Below are 22,507 nucleotides of genomic sequence, written 5' to 3'. Positions count from 1 at the left end.
GTCTCCCCTCGGCGGCAGGTCTCGGGACCCCTCAGCCCAGGTGCCTCCCGAGGACATCGGCCAGCTCACGGCACATCAGGTAGTTCTTCACCTTGTGGGGGTCGAGGACGTTGAGCGATACGGTGATGTCCTCGTCCAGCCCCTCGAACCTCTCGCCCAGACGGCCCGGCGGCAGGGCCACGGGGTCGCCGACATCGGCGATGTTGACCCATCGCTTCACCCGCGGCGGCCTGATCCCCTTGACGCCCGCCACCCCCTTGACGCCCGGCGTCGGATCGAGGCGGTCGAAGACGACACGGGGCACGCCGAGCGGGCTCCCGAGCGTCACGAGGAGGTCGATCCCCTCTCCCAGGTCCGGGTCCGCACACAGGACCTCGTACGTCACGACGCTGCCGAGGGAGTGGGCCAGGACGACCCGGGGCCGACGCTCCCGAAGCGCGTCGGCCACACGCTGCCGCGCCTTCTCCCGCCGACCTGTGTCCAGCGGATCGAAGTAGCAGGCGAGGGAGTCGGAGGCGCGCGCCAGCAGATCGCGGACCTGCTCCCCGAAGTGCTTCACCAGCGCCTCGGCGGGCTTGCGCACCAGCCACTTGTGGGCGCCGTTCTGACTGATCTGATCGGCCCACTGCTCCCCGAGGCTCGCGCGGCCGAACTCCTCGGCCCAGGTGACGAACAGCTCGCGGCCCAGCGGGCCGAGGCTCTCCACATCGGCCGTGCCCATCGGAATGTCCTGGTCGAGGCAGTCGGCGTAGTAGACGACGGGCAGCGCCTCCAGGGGCGGCCGGGCCGGGGCGTACTTCGCCCCGCCCTGCCCGATCCACCGCAGCCAGTCGGCACCGATGGCCCGGTTCGCGAGCGCGAGGTCGTTGCCGGCCTTGGTGAAGTACCTGCGATTACCGATTCCGTGCACCCCGAGAACTGACATCCGGCCCCCGCCTCCCGTGTCCGCCGAGCGTCGCCGCGACGCTCCTGAGGTCACCCATCGTCGCAGGACGGGCCCCGGTAGGAGGGGCGGTGGGGCAAGTTCGTCCGAGCCCGGCACGATCCGGACGGGCGGCTCTGCGGCTCTAGTGTCCGGACAGCCCGTCGTCCGTCCGTCGTCCGTCCGTCCGTCCTTCGTTCGTCGTCGGTCCGTCGTCCGTCCGCTGTCCGTCCTACGCCCGTCGTCTGTCCGTCACCCCCCGTCCGCAGGGGACGTGGCTCCCCAGTTCATACGGATCACCACGTACGTCTCACCCTCCTCGGGAGGCCGACTCCAGGAGCGGGTGGTGAACGTCTGCAACCGCCCGTTCACGATGGCGTGGCGCGGCAGCCGGACGCCGAACTCCTCGGCCACCACTGCCAGCAGGGACCGTTCCGCGTCGGCACCGTGCTCACCGCCGCCGAAGAACCGGCTCGGCTCCAGGGCCCGGGGTATCTCCCCGCCGCTCCTCCGGATCTCTCCGTCCGCGTAGGTGAAGGCGTACTCCTCGGTACCGTCCCGCGCCACCGAGAGGTGGAAGAACGGCTCCCCGTGCGGTGACCTCAGGCCGCTCCACACGACCACCGCGCGGGCGCCCGCACCGATGGACGCGGCCGGGGCCGGGGAGACGAGCCGGGGCTCGTGGAACGGGGACGGGTCGCCGTCGAAGGCGAAGCTCCAGCCGGTGCCGGTCCGGCCGACCGCCATCAGGGCCCTGTCGTCGTGGGTCGAGGACTCGGTCCGGGCCTCCCACGACCTGTGGCGCGCCTCCTGGAAGGTCATGGGTGCGGCAAGCACGGCGCCGTCCTCGTCCCCGTCCCCGTCCGTGAGGCGCGTGGGCAGCTCCTCCGGCTCCGCCCCCTCCACCAGGACGAACCGGTAGGACCTGAACCTGTGGCCCGGATCGGGCTCGGCGAGCCATGCCAGGCCGCCCGGGTCGAGCCCCTCCGCCGGTGCCGGTGCCTCACCCACCTGTCCGCCCCTGGGGGTGGACAGCAGCTCGTGGCCCCGCTCCGGGGTCAGCAGCGGTCCGAGCACGGGGTCGGCCACCCACCCCAGCGGCGCCAGGTGGTCCGGCCCCAGCGGCTCCCACAAGGGCAGGGCGTCCATCAGCGTCCGCCACGCCCCGTCGGTGTCGCCCCACCGCGCCAGCCCCCGCGCCCGCTCGACCGCCTCCCCGAAGGGCCCGGCCGCCGTGTACCGGTACGCACCGTTCCGCACCTGGTCCAGCGTCGTGTACGCCTGTGCCACCAAGTCGTCGTCGGCGCCCCGCAGATGGAACGTCAGCGTGGAGTCGTCCCGGTACGAGGCCACCGCGTGATCGGCGACCAGCGGGGGCAGCAGCTCGGACGCGTAGCGCGGGTTTGTCGCCAGGCCGTCGAAGTAGACCATGGAGGTGTGCCCGAGCAGGCGGCGTATCTGGTCACCGAGCCCGGTGGCCCGTGGCCTGCCGTACTCCTTCGCCTCGTCCAGCGCCTTCAGCGCCTGCTCCCAGCCACCGCCCAGCGCCTCCACCCGGGCCGTCTCCACCAGGTCGTCCAGTTCGCGCGTCGTATCGTTGGCGAACTCCGTCCCCGCCTCGCTCCGGTGCCCCATCAGGCTGTGGAACTCCCGGAACATCGCCCGCATGAACGCCAGGAAGTTCGCGTGCCGTTCAGGCGGCGCCGCCCGCCAGCTCGACCAGGTGTATACGGCCCACTCGCCGTCCTCGTCCACGTCATCGGGGTCCATGAGGACATGGGTGATGTCGGACTCGACATCGAGCTGGAGCCCACGCCGCCACAGGGCCGCCTCCCGCCACTCCTCGGGCTCGGAGTCCTCGTCCAGATACTCCTCGAACATGTCCGCGAGCCCGGACTCGTTGTCGTGCCAGTGCGCGTCCCGGGTCCCCGCCAGCAGCCACACGAACCCGCCCGCATGCCGCCACCCGTCGCTGACCTTCAGGAACTCCCGGTACGACGGGGGCATCCGGCGGCCGAGGCGCTCCTCCATGGCGGCGATCCGCTCCTCGGACGCGGGCGGGAACCCCAGCCACCGGGTCCGCCGCGCGGTCTCGTCGTCCTCGCCCCGTATCTCCTCGTCCGGCAGCGAATCCGCCCACTCCTCGCTCCACTTGAGCAGGAAGGGCCGCCAGTCGAATGCTGTGGTCTCCGTCATGGATCCGATGCTGTCACCCACCACTGACAGTGCCCCCACCACTGACAGCCCCCGACAGCGCCCCCGCCGACAGCGCCCCGCTTCGGGCCGCCGGGCGTGGAGCTCAGTCGGAAGCCGTCAGTCGGATGCCGGCGGTGCCTTCGGTGCGCGGAACAAGCAGCCGATCGCGGCGGCGAGCACGATGATGCTGATGGCGATGAGCGAGGCGGACAGGCCGTCCATGAAGGCGGACTTGACGCCGTCCGCCAGGGCCGCGCCCCGGGCGCCGAGCTGGTCGGCGACATGAAGGCCCGCCGCGGCGGAGTCCCGTGCGGCCTCGGCGGCTTCGGCGGGAAGCCGGTTGAGTGAGTCGGGCAGGTGGGAGCGGTAGTGGCTGCCGTAGATCGAGCCCATGAGGGCGATGCCGACGGCCGAGCCGACTTCACGTGTGGTGTCGTTCATCGCGGAGGCGACCCCCTGCTGGCCGCGGCCGAGTGAGCCGGTGATGGCGGAGGTTCCCACCGCTCCGGACAGGCCGATGCCGAAGCCCGCCAGCACGAGTCCGCCGAGGAAGGGCAGGTAGCCGGAGCCGACGTCGAGGCGGGAGATGACGAACAGGCCTGCGCTCAGCAGGAGCAGGCCGACGGTCATGGTGGCCTTCATCCCGAGCCGTCGTACCAGGTGGGGGGTGGCTTGGGAGGTGGGCAGGACGACGACGGCGACGGGGACGAGGGCGGCGGCGGCCTTGAGGGGGCTGTAGCCCAGGATGAGCTGGAGGTACTGCAGGCCGACGAAGAAGAACCCGAAGACGGCCATGAACTGCACGAGGACGGTGATCGCACCGGCCCGGAAGCCGCGGATGCCGAAGAGGGCGGGGTCGAGCAGGGGGTGTTCACGCCGCAGGCCGAGCCAGGCGTACGCGGTGAAGGCCAGCACGGTGACCACGAGGGCGGCGATCACGACGGGCTCTGTCCAGCCGCGCTCGTTGCCTTCGATGATGGCGAAGACCAGGGCGCCGATACCGACGGCCGTGGAGACGGCCCCCGACACGTCGGGCGGGGAGGGGCGCTCGTCCTTGGTGTCGGGCGACAGGAGCAGAGCGGCGACGGCGGCCACGAGGGCGGCTACGGCGCTGGTGATGAAGATCGACCGCCAGGAGAACCACTCCAACAGGGCACCTGCCGCGAGCATGCCGATGATGGCTCCGGCGGCGGCGAATCCGGACCAGGTGGCCACGCCCTTGGCCCGCTGTTCGGGCGGGAAGGCGGCGGTGATCGTGGACAGGGTGCCCGGCATGATCATCGCGGCTCCCAGGCCCATGACGGCCCGCCAGGCGATGAGCGCGGTGGTGGAGTCGGCGAAGGACGCGGCCAGGGAGGCGGCGCCGAAGACGACCGTGCCCGCGATGAGGACGTTACGGCGTCCGACGCGGTCGCCGATGGCGCCGAGGGGCAGGACGAGCGCGGCCAGGGCGACGGTGTAGCCGTCGGCGATCCAGGTCAGCGCGCTGTTGGTCGCCGACAGGTCGACGGCGAGGTCGGGCAGCGCGAGGTTGAGCGCGGAGACGGAGGCGACGACGAGGATCAGGGCGAGGCACATGGCGAAGAGCACGCCGTTGTGGCCGGCCCGGCCGGTCGCGACGGCGCCCTGCCGGTCCTCGGTCCGGTCGTCGGACTCGCGGTGGGGGCTGGTGGACATGGGGAACCGTTTCATTCGGTGCTGGGCTGGACGAGCTTGAACACCAGGCGCGCGGCGGTGCGCTGCGCCGCCCGGCGCAGGCGCACGGGGCCCGGCGGGAGGGGGGACGGTGCCGGGGGAGTGGCGGCCAGACGGGGGAAGAGTGCTTCGGCGTTGGCGCGGTTGACGGCCTGGAGCGTGCCCGCGGCGACGTTGTCGTCGAGACCGCTCGCGAAGTACTGCCCGGCGGGAGTGGGGGCGAAGGGCCAGTCGCTGCCGAAGAGGACGTGTCCGGGGCGGGCGAAGGCGAGCAGGGTGGGCAGGGCTGCGGGACTGGAGGACAGAGCGGTGTCGAAGTAGAAGGAGCGGAAGTCGTCCAGTACGTCGAGCGGGCTGCGCGCGGTGTCGTTGGCGATGGTGAGGGCCATGCGGTGTGAGGAGTAGGGAACGAAGCCGCCGCCGTGGCTGAGGATGAACCGCACCTTCGGATAGCGGCGCGGAATGCCGTTGCGGACCAGGAGGTAGGCGGCGCGGGTGGTGTCCAGCAGGAAGTCGGCGGCGAAGGCGGGAATGCCGTCGACCGGAAGAGCGGGCAGTTCGGCCGGATGTACGAAGACCACCGCGCCGCGCTCGTCCAGCGTCCGCCACAGCGCGTCCTGGCCGTCCGCGCCGAGGTAGGTACCTCGGTTGTTGGCGAGCAGGGTGACGCCGTCGGCGCGCAGGTCGTCCAGGGCGCGCGCGGCCTCGGCGACCGAGGCGTCGGCGTCGGGCATCGGCAGTGTGGCGAAGAAGCCGAAGCGGCCGGGATGGCCGGTGGCCAGGGCCGCGCAGTGGTCGTTGAGGCGTCGGGCCAGGCCGGCGGCGTCGGCGGGTTCGGTGAGGAAGCCGGTGCCGGGCGTCGACACGGACACGATCGACGCGGTGGTGCCGAGAAGGTCCATCAGCCGCAGGGCGGACTCGGCGCTCCAGTCGGGCAGGGCGCGGCCGCCGGCGTCGGCGATGCCGGCCTTGGCGAGCTCGTCGCGGTAGAAGGCGGGCACTATGTGCTGATGCACGTCGACGCGCTGTGCGGCAGGGGACATGAAGCGGCCTTTCCTGTGGTCTGCGGAAGTGCGGCTGTTCTGCGGAGAGCGGCGGGGAAGCCGCGTCATCGGCCATCGAGGGACCCGAGACGCGCCTCCGGTCGCTGACCGGTTCCGATGAGCTGACCGGTTCTGATGGAGGGAGCGCCGCGAGGTCGGGTGCGTACCCCACCGGGGTCCAGGAGCCGCACACTGGTCACCAGTCCTGCGACCCGGCGGTCGCCGGGCTCACGCCTCGCTCCTCGCCGCCATCCGCATCGCCGCGTCGTGGACCAGCTGCGCGTGCAGTTCGAACATCGCCACCAGGTCGACGGCGTTCCCGTTGATCTCCCGCTGGACGAACAGCCCGTCGGCGCCCGCGACGGCGTAGGTCGTCAGGATCTGGACGGACTCCTCGTCGAGGCCCGGAACGAGCGATGCGGCCATCTCGGCGATCTTCGCGCGCGCGATGTCGCGGACCTGGAGGAACACCGTGCGGCCGCGCGGTTCGGCCGGGCGCCGCTCCAGCGCGAGCATCAGCCCCAGGCGCAGGAAGTCGGGGGCGTCGACCAGTGACTTTGCCACGTTCCCGGCCACGGCGGTGACCCGCTCCAGCGGGGTGCCGGTCTCCTCACCCGGAAGTTCGAACGCGGCCAGCCAGGTGTCGAAGCTGCGCTCGATGACGGCGGCGATCAGGTCGTCCTTGTCCTTGAAGTGCCAGTAGATCGAGCTGGCGGGCAGTCCGCACGCGGCGCTGACGGCCGCGATCGACGTGCCTTCGTACCCGCGCTCGCCGGAGATCTCCACGGCGGCGTCGAGGATGCGCTGTCGCGACTCCACTCCGTTCGCCCGCTTCTTGCGGGTCGTCTGCGGCTTCGTCATGGCAGGTGCCCTCCTGTCGGTGCGTTCCGCGCCGGCCGCTTGACCGCTTCCGGCGACCAGCTTACCGTAGCACTCGTTCCAATTGTAGTGACCGATACAGGAAGGGTCGAGCGTCATGATCGACAGTGAGGTGGCCCGATGAGTGAGACCTCGGCGCAGGCAGGGACCGAAGACGTCTACGACGTGGCGGTGATCGGTTACGGGCCCACGGGCGTGACCGCGGCGAACCTGCTGGGGGCGATGGGGCTGCGGGTCGTCGTCCTGGAGCGGGACGACGCGATCTTCGCGCGTGCCAGGGCCATCTCCACCGACGAGGAGGTCGTCCGCATCTGGCAGCGCATCGGCCTGGCCGAGCGGCTCAAGCAGGACATGCTGACCGAGCGGGACGTGGACTTCGTCGACGCCGAGGGCCGTACGTTCATCAGCGCGCGCCCCACCCCGCGCGGGCACGGTCACCCACCGCAGATGTTCATCTACCAGCCGGCGCTGGAGCAGGTCCTGCGTGACGGGGTCGACCGCTACCCGAACGTGGAGATCCTTCTGCGCCACGAGTGCCTGCGCCTGCGCCAGGACGCCGACGGGGTGGAGCTGACGGTCGTCGGCACCGCCGACGACTCCGTCCACCGGCTGCGCGCCTCGTACGTGATCGCCGCCGACGGCGGATCCAGCCTCACCCGTGCTCAGCTGAACATCGGCTACGAGGGCACGACGTACGAGGGCCGCTGGGTGGTGATCGATACGAAGATGCTCAAACCCTGGCCGGGCCACGACAAGCTGCGCTTCCACTGCGATCCGGCCCGACCGGCCGTGGACTGCCCGACCCCGCTCGGCCACCACCGGTGGGAGTTCCCGATCCTGCCCGGTGACGACGAGAAGCAGCTGACCACCGAGGAGGCCGTGTACCGGCTGGTGGCCCGGTACGGCATCTCCCGCGACAGCATCGACGTCCTGCGCGCCACCGTCTACAGCCACCACGTGCGCTTCGCCACCCGCTTCCGGATGGGCCGGGTCTTCCTCGCCGGGGACGCCGCCCACGCCATGCCGCCGTGGATCGGTCAGGGCATGGCCGCCGGGGTGCGCGACGTGGCCAACCTCTGCTGGAAACTCGACGCCGTGCTGCGCGGCGAACTGCCCGAGGGGGTTCTCGACAGTTACGAGGCCGAGCGCAAGCCGCACGTCAAGGAGGTCACCAAGCGGGCGGTGTTCGTCGGCCGGATCATCACCGAGCGCCGCCGCCCGGTCGCCCGCGTCCGTAACGGCGCCCTGCGCGCCCTGGACCGTATACCGGGCTTCGGCGACTGGACGCAGAACTCCAACTGGATCCCCGTCGCACGCTACGGGGCGGGCCTTCAGGCCCGTCCCCGCACCAAGGCGACCGGCCACCAGATCCCCCAGCCCTGGGTCACCGGCCCCGACGGCACCCGTGTCCGGCTCGACGACGCGCTCGGCGGCCGATGGACCCTGCTCCACGCCGACACCGCTGCTCCGCAGCGTGCCTGGAGCCGGTCCGGCGTCTCATCCCTGACCATCACACCTGTCGGCTCCGGGCCGGCCGAGGACACCCTCGTCGACAGCGACGGCGTCCTGCTGCCCTGGATGAGACAGCACGGCGCGGCCACGCTCGCTCTGCGCCCCGACGCCTATGTCTACGCGGCGGCCCCCGCAGGCGCCCTGCTTCCGCCGCCGCCCCGGGGCTTCACCCCGTCCACGGCTCCGCGCCTCGACGCGTCCACCGCCCAGTGACAACACCGGCACAGTGAGGACACCGGCATCATGACGACGACACCGACCGGCCTGCCGACGATGCAGGAGACGACGTACGACATCGGCGGAAGGAAGATCTTCGCCGCGGAAACCGGAGAGGGCCCACCGGTCCTGCTGCTGCACGGCGGCGGCCCCGGCGCCTCCGGCGTCTCCAACTACGCCCGCAACATAGCCGAGTTGGCCAAGCAGTACCGGGTCATCGTGCCCGACCTGCCCGGCTACGGCCGCAGCACCAAGGGCGTCGACGGCAGCGACCCCTTCGGCCACCTGGCCGACGGCATACGGGGACTGCTCGACGAACTCGGCCTGGAGAAGGCCCACTTGGTCGGCAACTCCTACGGCGGAGCCTGCGCCCTGCGCCTGGCCCTGGACACCCCGGACCGGGTCGACCGCATGGTCCTGATGGGCCCCGGCGGCATCGGCGCCACCCGCGCCCTGCCCACCCCCGGTCTCAACAGCCTGCTGAACTACTACAGCGGCGACGGGCCTTCGCGGCAGAAGCTGGAGAAGTTCATCCGCAACTACCTCGTCTTCAACGCCGCCGACGTCCCGGACACGGCGATCGAGGAGCGCTACCGGGCGAGCATCGACCCGGAAGTGATCGCCTCACCGCCGCTGCGGCGGCCGTCCGGGCCCAACGCCCTGCGGACCGTATGGAAGATGGACTTCACCCGCGACGCCCGCCTGTCCCGGCTGCCGGTGCCCACGCTGGTGCTGTGGGGAGCGCGGGACCGGGTCAACCGGCCGTCCGGCGGCCGGATGCTTGCCGAGCGCATGCCCAACTGCGACCTGTATCTCGTCGCCAACACCGGCCACTGGGTCCAGTTCGAACGCGCGGAGCTCTTCAACCGGCTGTGCGCCGACTTCCTGGCGGGCCGCCGATGAACACCGCAGCTACCGGCACCGCCTCCGTCTTCGGCGCCGTCCACCTCGGCTACATCGTCATCGAGACCAACCGCTTCGCCGACTGGCGCCGCTTCGGTACCGACGCCATCGGCATGCACCACGACAGCCTCTCCCGCGACCTGATGCGCTTCCGCCTCGACGACCAGGAATGCCGCTTCCTGCTCAGGCGCGGCCCGGCCGAGGACGTCGTCGCCACCGGCTGGCACATCGACGACCACGCCTCCTTCGAGCAGATCGAGGCCCGTATCCGGGCCCACGGTGTCCCTGTCGTACGCGGCTCCGACGAGGCAGCCGCCCTGCGCGGCGTGGAACGCCTCCTGCGATTCCCCGGCCCCAAGGGCATCACCCAGGAGATCTACACCACCCCGCTTGCCTCCGCCGAACCGCTGCGCATGCTCGCGTCCGGCTTCGTCACCGGCGACTCCGGTATGGGACACATCGCGCTCACCTCCACCAAGCCCGCGCAGATCCGCGGCTACTTCAACACCGTCTTCGACGCCCGCCTGACCGACTACATCGACGAGACCATCAGCGGCGTCAAACTGAAGATCCGCTTCCTCCGTGTCAACGAACGCCACCACTCCATCGCGGTGGCCGCCACCCGCGGGCTGCCCATCGACCCGATCCGCACCCGCGTCCAGCACCTCAACATCCAGGCCGCCACCCTGGACGACGTCGCCCAGAGCTACCAGCGGGTGCACGAACTCGGCTTCGACATGGCGCTGTCGGTCGGCCAGCACACCAACGACAAGGAACTCTCCTACTACGCCCGCACCCCCTCGGGCTTCGAATGGGAAGTCGGCTGGAACCCGATCGTCATCGACGAGACGATCTGGGAACCCTCCACCCACCAGGGCATCAGCATCTGGGGCCACCTCCCCGTCGGCCAGACCATCGTGGACAAACTCGCCCAGTTCCGCGTCGGCGCCCGCTCCCTGGCCCACCCCGAGAACACGGTGCCCGCTCTCAGCGGCGCGGGCATCGCCGACGACTGATCCGTCTTTCGCCGCTGTTCGGGCCGCACGCCCATACGTGCCATGCATCGGCGGACGCCCATCGCCGCCGCTCCCACAACCCCGCCCCTCTCCGACCGGAGGCAATCCCGCATGTTCGCTCTGCACCGCCGCACCACTTCCCGTCAGAGGCGACCGTGAGCGCCCACGAGCCCGCCGACGCGGTGACCGAAGCGGCGGCCGCCCTGGAAGATGCCACCCGTACCGGCGTCCCCTGCGCCCCGGTGCGCTCGCTCCTGCCCGAAGGCGACGTCGAAGCCGCGTACGCCGTGCAGCGCCTGCACGTGGAACGCGGGATCACCACCGGGCGGCGGCTGGTGGGCCGCAAGATCGGCCTGACCTCCCCCGCCGTGCAGCGGCAACTCGGCGTGGAACAGCCGGACTTCGGCGCGCTGTTCGCCGACATGGCGGTGCCCGAGGGGCACCCGATCGCCCCCGGCCGACTCCTCCAGCCGAAGATCGAGGCCGAGGTCGCCCTGGTCCTCGGCACGGACCTGCCGCATCACGCCCCGACCGTCGCCGACCTGCTGCGCGCCACGGCCTTCGCGCTGCCCGCGCTGGAGATCGTCGACAGCCGCATCGCCGACTGGGACATCACCATCGTCGACACCATCGCCGACAACGCCTCCTGCGGCCTGTACGTCCTGGGCGGCACCCCCGTCCCCCTGGACCGCGTCGACCTGCGGGCCGTGACGATGACCCTCACCAAGAACGGTGAGACGGTCTCCGAGGGCACCGGAGCCGACTGCCTGGGCAGCCCGCTCACCGCCGCCCTCTGGCTCGCCTCCACCCTCGCCGGGCTCGGCGACCCGCTGCGGGCGGGCGACATCGTCCTGACGGGTGCGCTCGGCCCGATGGCCGTCGCCGCCGGGGGCGACGAGTTCACCGCGCACATCGAAGGGCTCGGCACGGTCACGGCCACGTTCGCGTCCGCCGCCACGGAAGGGGCCGCATCATGAGCACGAAGGTCGCCGTCATCGGGTCGGGCAACATCGGCACCGACCTGATGATCAAAATCCTGCGGCTCTCCGACTCCCTGGAGATCGCCGCCATGGCCGGGATCGATCCCGGCTCCGACGGCCTGGCCCGCGCCTGCCGCCTGAGGGTCGCCACCACCCACGAGGGCGTCGACGGCCTGGTGGGGCTGGACGAGTTCGCGGACGTCGAGATCGTCTTCGACGCCACTTCGGCCGGCGCGCACCGCCACCACGACGAGGTACTGCGCTCGCTGGGGCGCAGGGTCGTGGACCTGACGCCCGCCGCGCTCGGCCCGTACGTCGTCCCGCCGGTCAACGGCGAGGCCCACCTCGACGCACCGAACGTCAACATGGTCACCTGCGGTGGCCAGGCCACCATCCCGATCGTGGCCGCCGTCGGGGCCGTGACGCCCGTCCACTACGGCGAGATCGTCGCCTCGATCTCCTCCCGCTCGGCCGGCCCCGGCACCCGGGCCAACATCGACGAGTTCACCGAGACGACCTCGTCGGCCATCGAGAAGGTGGGAGGCGCCGCACGGGGCAAGGCGATCATCGTCCTGAACCCGGCCGAACCCCCGCTGATCATGCGCGACACCGTGTACTGCCTGGTCGGCGCGTGCGACGACGCCGCGGTGACCGCCTCGGTGCAGGACATGGTCGCCCGGGTCCAGGCGTACGTGCCCGGATACCGCCTCAAGCAGAGGGTCCAGTTCGAGCGCGTCGCCGCCGACGACCCCCTGCGCTCACTGCTGCCCGCGGGTGCGCGGTCCGACGACGCCGCGAAGGTCTCGGTCTTCCTGGAGGTCGAGGGCGCCGCCCACTACCTGCCCGCCTACGCCGGGAACCTCGACATCATGACCTCGGCCGCCCTGCGCACCGCCGAACGCATGGCCGCGGCGCAGCCCTTCACGGAGGTGGTCTCCCGATGACCGCGGACAAGACGCCCGTCCTGTACGTACAGGACGTGACCCTGCGGGACGGCATGCACGCCGTACGCCACCGCTACACCGTCGACCAGGCCCGTACGATCGCCGCCGCACTCGACGAGGCCGGGGTGGCCGCGATCGAAGTTGCCCACGGCGACGGCCTGTCCGGCTCCAGCATCACCTACGGCGTCGGCGCGCACACCGACTGGGAGTGGATCGAGGCCGTCTGCGCCAGCATCCACCTCGCGGTACCCACCACGCTGCTCCTGCCCGGCATCGGCACCCTGCACGACCTGCGCCAGGCACACACCCTCGGCATCCGCTCGGTCCGCGTCGCCACCCACTGCACCGAGGCCGACATCTCCGCCCAGCACATCGCCGCCGCCCGCGACCTGGGCATGGACGTGGCCGGGTTCCTGATGATGTCCCACATGGCCGAACCCGCCGAACTGGCCCGCCAGGCCAAGCTCATGGAGTCCTACGGAGCCGGGTGCGTCTACGTCACCGACTCCGGCGGACGCCTGACCATGGACGGCGTCCGTGACCGCGTCCGCGCCTACCGCGATGTCCTCGACCCGGACACCGAGATCGGCATCCACGCCCACCACAACCTCGGCCTGGGCGTCGCCAACTCCGTCGTCGCGGTCGAGAACGGTGTCACCCGCGTCGACGCCTCCCTCGCAGGCCAGGGCGCCGGAGCGGGGAACTGCCCGCTGGAGGCGTTCATCGCGGTCGCCGACCTGATGGGCTGGAAGCACGGCTGCGACCTGTTCCCCCTGATGGACGCCGCCGACGACGTCGTACGTCCTCTCCAGGACCGCGAGGTCCGCGTCGACCGCGAGACCCTCACTCTCGGCTACGCGGGCGTGTACTCCAGCTTCCTGCGCCACGCCGAGGCCGCCGCCCGTCGGCATGGCCTGGACACCCGGGCGATCCTGGTCGAGGTTGGCCGGCGCAAGATGGTCGGCGGCCAGGAGGACATGATCACCGACATCGCCCTCGACCTCGCGGCGGCCAACTCTGCAGGCTGACCGAGAACGGCCGGCACCGAGGCCCGTGGCCGTTCGGCGGAGACGGCGCCACCGACGCAGAGGGCCGGACCCGGCGGATGCGAGGCGAAGCCCGGTCGGCGTGCTCGCCCGTACACACCCGCCACGGCCTCTTGACCACACGACCACTCAACCGCCCCACAAAAAGGAAGAACCATGGAACCGCACCCCGACGGCGGCCTCGGCCACCAACCTGAGCCTGGCGACGGCTTCACGCCCGTCCGCCCGCCGCGCAGGAGCGCACGTCGTAGGACTGTCATCCTCGCCGCCTGCCTGTTCGCGGTGGGGGCGACGGCCGTCACCGTCGACCGAGTCGCGGCGAGCCGTGTGGAAAGCCGTACGGCCGAGGCGTTCCAACAGGGGATGGGTACTCCAGCGCGCCCCTCGGTCGAGGTACGCGGCTTCCCCGTCCTGCCGCAGTTGAGCTCCGGCACTCTGCGACACGTGGACATCACCGCCCGGGACATACCCGCTCGCGGCAGCGACCGACCGGTGCCGGTGAGCAGGCTCACCGTAGGACTGGACGAGTTGCGGATCTCCGGCGACGCCGATCAGGTCCACGCACGGGCCGTGGACGCGACAGCTTTCCTGTCGTACGAGGACCTGTCGGACGCGCTCGGCCTCGCGATCGAAGGAGGCGGCGAGACGGGCAGGGTCAGGGCACGGCTCGTCCTCCCGCTCAGCGGAGAGGTCACCGTGAGCACGGCCGTCGCAGCCGTCTCCGGCAATCGCGTCGCCTTCACCGACTTCAGTGTCACGCAGGGGGAACTCCCGCCTGCGGGGGAGGTCCTCCTGGCGAAGATGCTTGCCGAACCCATCCAGCTGCGCAACGTTCCCGAGGGCCTGCTCCTACGGTCTGTGACCGTCGGACCGGGCGGGCTCAACGCGCATTTCACCGGTGACACGGTGACCTTCAGGCCGGCCGCCGCCACTGTGTGACGCTCCGGGACGAATCTCCTCCCTGCCATGCCGTCAGGCAAGTCGGCATCCGGTCGGCATGAGTGCCCGGGCATTCAGAGAGGGGCGCCCCAACAGGCGCCCGCCCAGGGAGAGAACCCGAGCGGGAAGCCTCACCGCCAGGGTGAAGCGATGTTCCTCACAAGCATCGTTCCAGTGCGTCCCGGTGTAGAGTCGAGACCGCCCTTGACCTGCACAAAGCAGGCAGGGAGCCGTCTCGGAGGAGTCCCGAATGCTGCGCACTCTGTTCAAGTCCAAGATCCACCGGGCCACCGTCACCCAGGCCGACCTGCACTACGTCGGATCCGTGACGATCGACGCCGATCTGATGGACGCCGCCGACCTGCTGCCCGGCGAGCTGGTCCATATCGTCGACATCGACAACGGCGCCCGCCTGGAGACGTACGTCATCGAGGGCGAGCGCGGCTCCGGTGTCATCGGGATCAACGGTGCCGCCGCGCATCTCGTGCACCCCGGTGACCTGGTCATCCTGATCAGCTACGCCCAGGTCGAGGACGCCGAGGCTCGCGCGTTCGTCCCGAAGGTCGTCCACGTCGACGCGGACAACCGGATCGTCGCACTCGGCACCGACGCATCGGCGCCGGTGCCCGGGACCCGTACGGAGCGGAGCCCGCAGGCCGTCGTCGCGGGCGACTGAACCGGCCGTCCGCCCCCACGGGAACGCCCCGCGGGAACGCACCACGAAAGCGCCCCACGGAACGAGGAGAGCAGGAGCCCATGGCGGAGAACGCTGCTGTAGAGATCAGGGACGACCGGGAGCACGGCACCCTGACGGCCTACGAGGACGGGAAAGCCGCCGGGACCATCGCGTACTTCGTCCTGGAACCCGCACCGGGCGCGCTCGTCGCCGTGCACACCGTCGTCCGGCCCGAGCACGAGGGCAAGGGCATCGCCGGAGCGCTCGTCCGGAAGTTCTACGCCATCGCCGCCGGGGAAGGCGTCCCCGTCGTGCCCCTGTGCCCGTACGCGGCGAAGTGGGCGCAGCGCCACCCGGACGAGGCGCCCGAGGCTCCGGGCGAGCTCGTCCGGGAGGCGGAGCGGCAGCTCAGGGACCATCCCGAGATGTTCTGAGGGGAGGGGCGGGGAGGGAGAGGCGACGGAGAGGGACGGGTCAGCCTGTAGTCGGGTCCGGGTCGTCCAGTTCGTGCAGGCCTGCCGGGTTCTCGTCGGTCAGTACCTCTCCCGACGCCGTGACGAAGCGCTGGGCGTGACCCCGGTGGACGCACAGGAGCTGGTCCCGGTACACGGCCACCGCCGGACCGTACTTGCTGCTGTGCCCCGGCAGCTCGGTGTCCGTGCTCCACCCGGTGCCGTCGAAGGCGGACCACCACAGCTGCTGGCGCGCCGGGTCGCGGTGGACGCACATCAGCTTGCCGTCGAAGTCGGCGAGGCCGATGTTGCTCCGCGTACGGTGTCCCGGCAGCGCCCCCTCGGGGGTCCAGCGGTCGCCGTGCAGCCGGCTCCAGTGGATCGCCCCGTCCTTGGGGTTGCCGTACAGCAGGTGGAGGGCGTCGTCGTACACGGCGAGCGCCGGGGACCTCGTGGTGGCGCCGCCGGGGACGGGTTCGGGGGTCGTCCAGGTGCGGCCGTCCCGGCTGGTGGTGACCATGATCCGCTGGGTGGCCTCGGCGTAGGCGAGGTGGAGGGTGTCGCGGAAGACGGCCAGCGCCGGGCCGTAGACGCTCTCGGCGTGCGGAACCGGCAGGTCCGGCGTCCAGCTTTCGCCGTCGTACGAGGTCAGCGCGATGCCCCAGTCGCCCGAGCCGCCGCGGTGCGCGCAGTACAGCCGGTCCCGGAACACCGCGAGCGCCGGGCTGCCCAGGGTGTGGTGGGCGGGGAACGGCTGGTCCCCGGACCAGCCGCCGTCCGCACGGTGCGCGGTCCACCACAGGTCGGGATTGTCGCCCCGGCCCTGGTAGACGCAGTACAGGTCATCGCGGAAGACCGCCAGGGCCGGGGCCTCGGAGGCGTAAGGGGCGGTGAACTGCGCCTCGGGTCCCCAGCCCGGGTCCGGTGCGAACACGCTGAACCACAGGCCGGTCTCGTGCGGCGGCGCTTCGAGGGCCATGGGGGCGAGGAGGGTGGGCAGGGACCACGGCGAGACCAGCTCGCACCCGGCGCCCCGGGCGGCCGGGCGGATCTGTTCGGCGCGGGCGGTCAGCGCCTCGCCGACGGCTCCGGCGATGTCCGAGGGCAGGGATCCGGCAAGCACCTCCGAGACGAGGGTCCGGAATCCGTCGCCGGGCCCGGTGGCGTCGGGGCCCGCCGGGCGGTCGGCCGCCTGCTGGTCGAGGCGGAGGACGAACCCCCACTCCAGCAGGCGGACGGAGACGGCTGCCCCCGCCGTGGCGAGCTCCTCGGCCGCCTCCTTCGCGCGCTCGACGGCCTTGGCCGAGGGGGCGTCCGCGCCGAACTCCGGTGTCGTCTCGCTCTTCCGCCCGAGGGCGGCTCCATCGATCGCCATGCTGTCTTCCTGTCTGCAGGGCCACGTACGGCCGGTTCGCCCCGCGCTCGGCGCGCGGGTGGACCGCCCGGGTTCGCGGGCAGGTTCGGGGTGGCCGTCCGTACGGCCTCAGGGGAGGGTGGCGGGAACGGTGGGCAGGGGCGGGCGTGTGTCGTACGGGAGGGGGAGGACCCGGTCGCCCACCCGGATCGTCCCGCCGCGGATCACCTCGGCCCGCAGCCCGCCCCGGTGCAGCAGGCCACGGATCAGGCCGGGGCGCACCAGTTGTTCGAGGCGGGCGCAGGGCTCGCTGAGCCTGAGGCCGCGCAGGACCACCGCGCCGACCTGGAACTCCCGGTCCACCAGCGGGTTCAGCCGGATGTCGCGGCAGACGAGGTTTCGGCGGCATTCGGCGGGGGAGAGCGTGATGCCGTGTTCCCGGGCCAGGGCGTCCAGGGCCTCGGCTTCGATGAGGGTGACATCGCAGACCCCGGACGCCCGGCCGGTTCCCCGCCGTCGGGGCCTGGGGCCCTCGCCCGCCCAGTAGTTACGGTCACCTGCCAGGCCCCGGCCCGTCACCGCGTGGGCCTCGGCGACGCGGAAGGTGGGCTCGCCGGGGCGCGTGGCGAGGTGCAGGGAGGTGATACGGCCGGGGCCGGGCGGCGGTGGGTCCTGTGCCATGGGCGGTTCACCCTTCCAGGAAGTGGTCCTTGAGGGAACGGAGAGTCCGGAACTGGTCCACGTCGATCCGGTCGAGCTGGAGCTCCCGCCCGATCAGGTCCTCCAGCAGCAGGATGAACTCCATGAAGCCGAGCGAGTCGATCAGCCGGTTTTCGATCAGGTCGAGGTCCTCCGGGATCTCCTCGACGGTGGGGTTGCGTTCGCGGAGCCAGTCCACGACCGGCTTGATCACGTCGTCCATGGTTGCTTCGTTCACGGTTGCTTCGTTCATGGTTGCTTTCTCCTGGATCCGGTGGGGCCCGGGGAGGCGGTGGGGGAGCTGCGGGCGCTCTCGTACTCCCGGCCGATCCGGGCGACGGTGACGGCGGCCGGGTGCCGGGCGGTGACGCGGGCGCAGGACCGCCCGCAGTACATGGCCATCTCCTCGATGCGGCCGGTGGTGCGCTCACCCGGAGCCGCCGCGCTGTAGCGCGGTACCGGGTACGTCCGCCCGTCCACCCGGGTGGTGGCTATGAAGGTGGCCGGGGCGCGTTCCCCGGTGGTGGTGAGGGGGTTGGCCAGGACGCGGTGCGGGCGGTGCGGCCAGCCGATGTCGAATACGGAGGTGATGAGGGTGTCGTCGGCCGCGGCCTCGACCACCCGCCGCTTGAACTCCGGGTGCGCGGTGGATTCCGCGGCCGGGACGAACAGGGTTCCGGCCATGGCCCCGTCCGCGCCCCGCGCCACGGCGTCCGCGAGGTCGGCCCCGGTGGCGATCCCGCCCGCGACGGCCAGGACCGCGTGCGGGTGGCGGTTCCGTACGGCGGACAGCAGGAGGTCCCCGGGCAGCCGGCCGAGCAGGTGGCCGCCTGCTTCGGTGCCCTGGAGGACCAGGACGGCGGCGCCACGGTCAAGGGCGGTACCGGCGTCCGCGAGGGTGCCGACCTGGACCACCAGCGGGTGCCCGGCGGCCCGGACGGCCCGGGCCGCGTCGGCGTCGGGCAGCCCGAAGGAGGTGACGAAGGCGCCCGGGGGCAGTTCGGGCAGCACGGCCCGGAGCTGGTCGAGGCAGCCGGACGGGCCGGTCACCTCGGGGACCACGTTCACCCCGAACGGGCGGCCGGTGGCGGCGGCCACCTCCCTGACCAGCCGGGCCGCCCGCGCGGGCGGCTCCTTGTACAGCGCGAGGGTGCCGCCCGCTCCGGCCCGGGACACCGCCACGCACAGCCCGGGCCCGGCGACGGCGCCCATCCCGGCCTGCAGCAGCGGCAGCCGGAGGCCGAGCCGGTCGGCCAGCCGGGTCACGAACGGTCCCCGATCAGCCGTACGGCGCGGAGCGCGGCGGCCAGGTCCCCTGCGAAGAGGTCGCCCAGGGCGTGCACCCACCGTTCCAGGCCGAACGCGACGCAGCCGGTGAAGGCCGGGCGGCCCGCGTGGTGGATGGCGCGTCGCTCGCCGAAGAAGTTGCGGTGGTTGTTGGTGGAGGCCACGGCGGTGCCGTCGGTGTGCAGGTACTCGTCCTTGACCGGGGCGAGCAGCTGCATCACCGTGCGGGAGCCGTCCTTCTCGAAGAACGGGTCGGTGGCGGGCCGCCGCTCCAGGGTGAGGCCGAGGGCCGCGCCGAAGGCGGCGATCCGCTCCTGGTGCCGGTCGAGATGGGCCCGTACCGCCTCGGCCGATCCGACGCAGACGATCTCCCGCATGGTGAACCCCCAGAGCCGGCGCAGCCCGTCGTGGTGGTCCTCGTTGCGGAAGCACTGCGCGGCGGTGGTGATCAGGACGGGGGCGTCGGCGCTGGTGCCGGAGAGGTGCAGGAAGCAGCCGTAGCAGGCGGCGGAGGGCAGCAGGTGGGTGGCGTCGGCCAGGTCGGTGGCGGGGAGGCGGGTGGTTCCTTGCGGGGCCGTGGTGGGGAGTTGGGTGGCTCCGGGCGGGGGCGTGGCGCGGGCGGTCAGCCGGTCGGGGCGGATGCGGGTGACCGGGCTGCCCAGGTGCGGGAAGTTACGGAAGTAGTCGAGGGTCTCCAGCTCTTCGGCCCGGAGCAGGGGCGGATAGCTCCGGCGCCGGGCACCGGCCTCGGTGCCCCAGCGGGTGAACACCGCGTCGAGCGCGTCCATCAGGAGGACGGCGGGTTCGTCGAGGGTGGCGAGCCCGTCCCGTACCGACCAGGCGGCCCCGGTCCCTTCCGTGGTCGCGGGGTCAGTGACGGTCATCGAACACCCCGATCCGGTGGAGGAAGCCGGTCGTCTTGTGCAGGACCTTGGCGTGGGCGGGCTGCCGGGCGGGGTGGGCGAGCAGCCGCCGGCGCAGCGCGAAGCCGTCCGGGAGCCCGGCGTCCCGGTAGACGGCCGGGTTGTAGAAGGACTCGATGCTGGTGGTGAGGTAGCGGCCGAGATAGTCGCGCAGTCCCTGCCGGGCCGCCTCGTCCAGGCCTCGGGCGAGCAGCCGTTTCCACAGGAGGTGCACCAGGCGGCAGCCGAAGGCTATGTGGCGGGATTCGTCCTGGTGGTGCAGCCGGTTGATGTGCCGCACGGTCGGGTGCAGGCGCCGGTCGTCGGCCAGGCGGACGTTGTAGTGGTCCACGATCTGCTCGAAGATCAGGATCCGGGCGAAGACCAGGAAGTTCTCGATGTCCGGGTCGCGCGGGGGCTCGGGGAGCTTGACCGACTTGTCGGGGTAGATCTTGTCGGCGTACTTGAGGCAGAAGGTGGCGAAGAACCACATGTGGTCGTTCTCCTCACCGATGAAGTGGTGGAAGAACTCGGAGGGGAGCTCGAAGCCAGGCGTGTGGACGCGCCGGGTGACCTCGATGAGCAGTTCGCGGATGCCGTGCACGTTGAGGCTGTAGAAGTTGACGCTCTCCCACCGGCTCAGGGCCCGCAGCTGGGCGGGGCTCAGCTCGTCCATCAGCTCGGTGCCGTGGACGGAGAGCAGCTCGGGGGACATCCAGAGCTCGTCGGTGGGGATCGAGTCCGGCCAGTCGAACGTAGTGAAGGGGTTGTAGTAGTCCGCGGTGGCCTTGTCGGAGAGCCGGTCGAGCAGGGACCGGAACTCGGTGTCGTCCGCCGTCGCGGTGCTGACCGCTTCGGTGGGCGGGGCGTTCGGGGGGCGCATGGGCGTCACTCCTTCCAACGGATGGCCGAGAGCAGAGCCCGGGGCGAAGGGCGGATATTGATGCTTTGGGGTGGTGTGGTGGAGGGCTTTATCCGGTAGGGCAGGGGCGGGATTTCATACGTCCAGGACGAAGTTGAACGCGGCATTCCAGCCGTCGGGCGTCTGCTCCACGTCCATCAGGCATTCTGGCCGGAAATACTTGTCGAGGTGGTTTCGGCGTTCGCCGGGGAAATACAGCATCGTGGTCAGTACGACTCCGCCGGGCGGCTGCACCTTCACGTGCACATGCCGCGTCCGCCCCGGGTACACGGCGGGCAGCACCGTCTCCAGCCGCCACCGCCCCTCGGCGTCCGCGAACTGGTGACCGCGCAGCCGAAACCCGTCGTCGTCGTAGACTCCGGCCGCTCCGACCTGCCAGAAGTCGAGCAGGGTGCCGCCGATCGGTTTCCCCTCGGGGGTGCGGACCGTGCCATGGAGCAGCATCGGGACACCCTCGTCCACATCGTCCCGGAAGCTGGTCCTGAGGGGGGTGTCGGGTTTGTAGTACGGCCCTTCGCGCAGGGCGGGCGTGGGCGGCGTGCCGTTGCAGCGAACGGTCGGTGTGAGTGTCTTCAGGACATTATCCGGATTTCCGTTCTCCATGGCCGAATTCTCCCTGGGTGAAGGATCTTTCGTTTCGATTCAGGCAGAGTAACCGGAGTTATGGATGGTGAGAAGAAGGCCGTGTGATGCCTCTCGGCCATTCCTGGGGCGTTTATCGCCAGGTCTTCCGGGATTGGTGCGGACTGTAGTTGTCTCCTGGGAATGGAGCGGTCTACGGGTCGGATGGGAAAGCAGGGACGACAGGCGACCGGGGGCAATCGGTGGCGGTCGGGGACGGCTGGTGGCGGCCAGGGACGGCTGGTGGTGGTGGCGGGCCGGGCTCGGGGGGCGATCAGTGCCCGTCGGCGGCGGACCGGCGCAGCACGGTGCGCGCACGGGCGAAGTAGGCCGGGTCGGGTGGTGCGGTGAGGATGTCCGCGAGTGCGAAGAGGTCCAGCGTCCGGCTGAGCCGGGGCCAGTTGTCGGGCAGCCGCCCGCTCCCGCCCCGGAAGCCGTCGACGAAGCCCGTGGTGAAGGCGGGCGGGTACTCATGGGCGAAGCGCAGCATGTTCCCGACGTCGAAGAGCGGGGAGCCGCTGAAGGAGAGCTCCCAGTCGAGCACAGCGGCCACCGCCCACTGCCCGGCACGCCGATGAACCAGCACGTTCTTCGGGTTGAAGTCGCCGTGCACCAGGCGCCGTTCACCTGCCAGGGCGGCAAGGGCCCCGGCCCCGCGCCGGGCGAGGGCGCGCAGTGCCGCCGAGTCGGTCCCGCTCAGCGGCCCGTCCACGGCCGCCGTGACCAGGCAGCGGTCGACGAAACCGGCCAGGTCATCGAGCGGGGACGCGCCGTCCGGGGCCGGGACCAGTGAGGGGTCGCCGAACGGGCCCGGGTGCGGCAGCCCGACCCGGCCGATCCGCGCCAGCACCGCGCCGACGGCCCGGCCCAGGGCCCGCGCTTCGCCCCTCGGCGGGCGGTCCGCGAGCACTTCGCTGAGCGGGGACCCGTCCACGTACCGGTAGAGCAGGGCGGGGCGGCCGGTGGTGCGGCCCTGCGGATCGGCCGCGACCACTGCGGTCACCGGGACTGCCCGGGCCGCCGCCCGGCCGAGGACAGCGATCTCCACAGCACAGGTGTTGCGCGGGAACCGGCTGGGGGAGGACCGGTGGCGGCGCAGGACGAAGCGCTCCGGCCCCGCCGCGCCGGGGAGCCGGGCGGTGAGCAGCGTCATGTCGTTGGTGAACCCGCCGGGCAGCGGGTCCACCCCGTGCAACAGGGCCCCGGGCAGGGCGTGCCGGGTCAGCCAGGTGCGCGTGGCGGGGTCCAGGAGACCCACCGGAGGCGAATGGCGGCGCGTCACACCGGCCAGCCTGCCCGGCCG

The 22,507-nt window shown here is 71.6% G+C and carries 22 protein-coding genes; 9 read left to right on the top strand and 13 right to left on the bottom strand.

Annotation, left to right across the window (positions count from 1 at the left end; genetic code table 11):
* Positions 1-31: 31 nt before the first annotated feature.
* The 5 genes from ACFW9Z_RS21910 to ACFW9Z_RS21890 form a co-directional block, all read right to left on the bottom strand.
* Complete coding sequence (locus tag ACFW9Z_RS21910) at positions 32-925, bottom strand: hypothetical protein (RefSeq protein ID WP_384643415.1); 894 nt, start codon at positions 923-925, stop codon at positions 32-34.
* Positions 926-1,174: 249 nt separating this feature from the next.
* Positions 1,175-3,118: an SMI1/KNR4 family protein gene (locus ACFW9Z_RS21905; protein ID WP_384643413.1), complete on the bottom strand. Its 1,944-nt coding sequence runs from the start codon at positions 3,116-3,118 to the stop codon at positions 1,175-1,177.
* Positions 3,119-3,235: 117 nt separating this feature from the next.
* Positions 3,236-4,795, bottom strand: coding sequence for an MFS transporter (locus tag ACFW9Z_RS21900; RefSeq protein ID WP_384643410.1), 1,560 nt, complete (start codon positions 4,793-4,795; stop codon positions 3,236-3,238).
* Positions 4,796-4,806: 11 nt separating this feature from the next.
* On the bottom strand, positions 4,807-5,856 hold the full coding sequence (locus tag ACFW9Z_RS21895; RefSeq protein WP_384643407.1) for an amidohydrolase family protein: 1,050 nt from the start codon (positions 5,854-5,856) through the stop codon (positions 4,807-4,809).
* A gap of 228 nt (positions 5,857-6,084) precedes the next feature.
* On the bottom strand, positions 6,085-6,717 hold the full coding sequence (locus ACFW9Z_RS21890) for a TetR family transcriptional regulator (protein ID WP_384643404.1): 633 nt from the start codon (positions 6,715-6,717) through the stop codon (positions 6,085-6,087).
* Between the two features lie 138 nt (positions 6,718-6,855).
* On the opposite strand from ACFW9Z_RS21890, the gene ACFW9Z_RS21885 reads away from it, so the two are divergent.
* From ACFW9Z_RS21885 to ACFW9Z_RS21845, 9 genes are all read left to right on the top strand, one after another.
* Positions 6,856-8,460, top strand: a complete 1,605-nt coding sequence (locus ACFW9Z_RS21885) for a bifunctional 3-(3-hydroxy-phenyl)propionate/3-hydroxycinnamic acid hydroxylase (protein WP_384643401.1) — start codon at positions 6,856-6,858, stop codon at positions 8,458-8,460.
* A 30-nt stretch (positions 8,461-8,490) separates the two neighbouring features.
* Positions 8,491-9,366 carry an alpha/beta fold hydrolase gene (locus tag ACFW9Z_RS21880; protein ID WP_384643398.1) on the top strand — a complete coding sequence of 292 codons (876 nt, stop codon included), beginning with the start codon at positions 8,491-8,493 and terminating at the stop codon, positions 9,364-9,366.
* Positions 9,363-10,382, top strand: coding sequence for a VOC family protein (locus ACFW9Z_RS21875; RefSeq protein ID WP_384643395.1), 1,020 nt, complete (start codon positions 9,363-9,365; stop codon positions 10,380-10,382). The genes ACFW9Z_RS21880 and ACFW9Z_RS21875 overlap by 4 nt, the downstream gene beginning before the upstream one ends.
* A 155-nt stretch (positions 10,383-10,537) precedes the next feature.
* Positions 10,538-11,359, top strand: coding sequence for a 2-keto-4-pentenoate hydratase (gene mhpD / locus ACFW9Z_RS21870; protein WP_384643392.1), 822 nt, complete (start codon positions 10,538-10,540; stop codon positions 11,357-11,359).
* Positions 11,356-12,306, top strand: coding sequence for an acetaldehyde dehydrogenase (acetylating) (locus ACFW9Z_RS21865; RefSeq protein ID WP_384643389.1), 951 nt, complete (start codon positions 11,356-11,358; stop codon positions 12,304-12,306). Before mhpD ends, ACFW9Z_RS21865 begins: the two co-directional genes overlap by 4 nt.
* Positions 12,303-13,334: a 4-hydroxy-2-oxovalerate aldolase gene (dmpG, locus tag ACFW9Z_RS21860; RefSeq protein ID WP_384643387.1), complete on the top strand. Its 1,032-nt coding sequence runs from the start codon at positions 12,303-12,305 to the stop codon at positions 13,332-13,334. The genes ACFW9Z_RS21865 and dmpG overlap by 4 nt, the downstream gene beginning before the upstream one ends.
* 174 nt (positions 13,335-13,508) lie before the next feature.
* Entirely contained in the window at positions 13,509-14,291 is a 783-nt protein-coding gene (locus tag ACFW9Z_RS21855) for a DUF2993 domain-containing protein (RefSeq protein WP_384643384.1), read from the top strand.
* A 250-nt stretch (positions 14,292-14,541) separates the two neighbouring features.
* A complete protein-coding gene (gene panD, locus ACFW9Z_RS21850) occupies positions 14,542-14,967 on the top strand; it encodes an aspartate 1-decarboxylase (RefSeq protein ID WP_384643381.1) in 426 nt (141 codons plus the stop codon).
* A gap of 80 nt (positions 14,968-15,047) precedes the next feature.
* Complete coding sequence (locus tag ACFW9Z_RS21845; protein ID WP_384643379.1) at positions 15,048-15,401, top strand: GNAT family N-acetyltransferase; 354 nt, start codon at positions 15,048-15,050, stop codon at positions 15,399-15,401.
* Between the two features lie 40 nt (positions 15,402-15,441).
* On the opposite strand, the gene ACFW9Z_RS21840 is transcribed toward ACFW9Z_RS21845, so the two are convergent.
* The 8 genes from ACFW9Z_RS21840 to ACFW9Z_RS21805 form a co-directional block, all read right to left on the bottom strand.
* Entirely contained in the window at positions 15,442-16,794 is a 1,353-nt protein-coding gene (locus ACFW9Z_RS21840; RefSeq protein WP_384643376.1) for a hypothetical protein, read from the bottom strand.
* A gap of 108 nt (positions 16,795-16,902) precedes the next feature.
* Complete coding sequence (locus ACFW9Z_RS21835) at positions 16,903-17,454, bottom strand: MOSC domain-containing protein (RefSeq protein WP_384643373.1); 552 nt, start codon at positions 17,452-17,454, stop codon at positions 16,903-16,905.
* 7 nt (positions 17,455-17,461) lie between these two features.
* On the bottom strand, positions 17,462-17,725 hold the full coding sequence (locus ACFW9Z_RS21830) for an acyl carrier protein (RefSeq protein ID WP_384643370.1): 264 nt from the start codon (positions 17,723-17,725) through the stop codon (positions 17,462-17,464).
* Complete coding sequence (locus ACFW9Z_RS21825) at positions 17,722-18,738, bottom strand: NAD(P)H-dependent flavin oxidoreductase (protein ID WP_384643367.1); 1,017 nt, start codon at positions 18,736-18,738, stop codon at positions 17,722-17,724. The genes ACFW9Z_RS21830 and ACFW9Z_RS21825 overlap by 4 nt, the downstream gene beginning before the upstream one ends.
* Positions 18,735-19,643: a hypothetical protein gene (locus ACFW9Z_RS21820; protein ID WP_384643364.1), complete on the bottom strand. Its 909-nt coding sequence runs from the start codon at positions 19,641-19,643 to the stop codon at positions 18,735-18,737. The genes ACFW9Z_RS21825 and ACFW9Z_RS21820 overlap by 4 nt, the downstream gene beginning before the upstream one ends.
* On the bottom strand, positions 19,630-20,544 hold the full coding sequence (locus tag ACFW9Z_RS21815) for a diiron oxygenase (RefSeq protein ID WP_384643362.1): 915 nt from the start codon (positions 20,542-20,544) through the stop codon (positions 19,630-19,632). Before ACFW9Z_RS21815 ends, ACFW9Z_RS21820 begins: the two co-directional genes overlap by 14 nt.
* 114 nt (positions 20,545-20,658) lie before the next feature.
* Positions 20,659-21,186 (bottom strand): hypothetical protein, encoded by a 528-nt coding sequence (locus tag ACFW9Z_RS21810; RefSeq protein ID WP_384643359.1) that lies wholly within the window; start codon positions 21,184-21,186, stop codon positions 20,659-20,661.
* 292 nt (positions 21,187-21,478) lie between these two features.
* A complete protein-coding gene (locus tag ACFW9Z_RS21805) occupies positions 21,479-22,486 on the bottom strand; it encodes a phosphotransferase family protein (protein WP_384643356.1) in 1,008 nt (335 codons plus the stop codon).
* Positions 22,487-22,507: the final 21 nt, after the last annotated feature.

Source organism: Streptomyces sp. NPDC059452 (genome assembly GCF_042750035.1).
GTDB lineage: Bacteria > Actinomycetota > Actinomycetes > Streptomycetales > Streptomycetaceae > Streptomyces.
The sequence above is the reverse complement of the archived record's forward strand: the minus strand, read 5'-3'. Positions and strand labels throughout refer to the sequence as shown.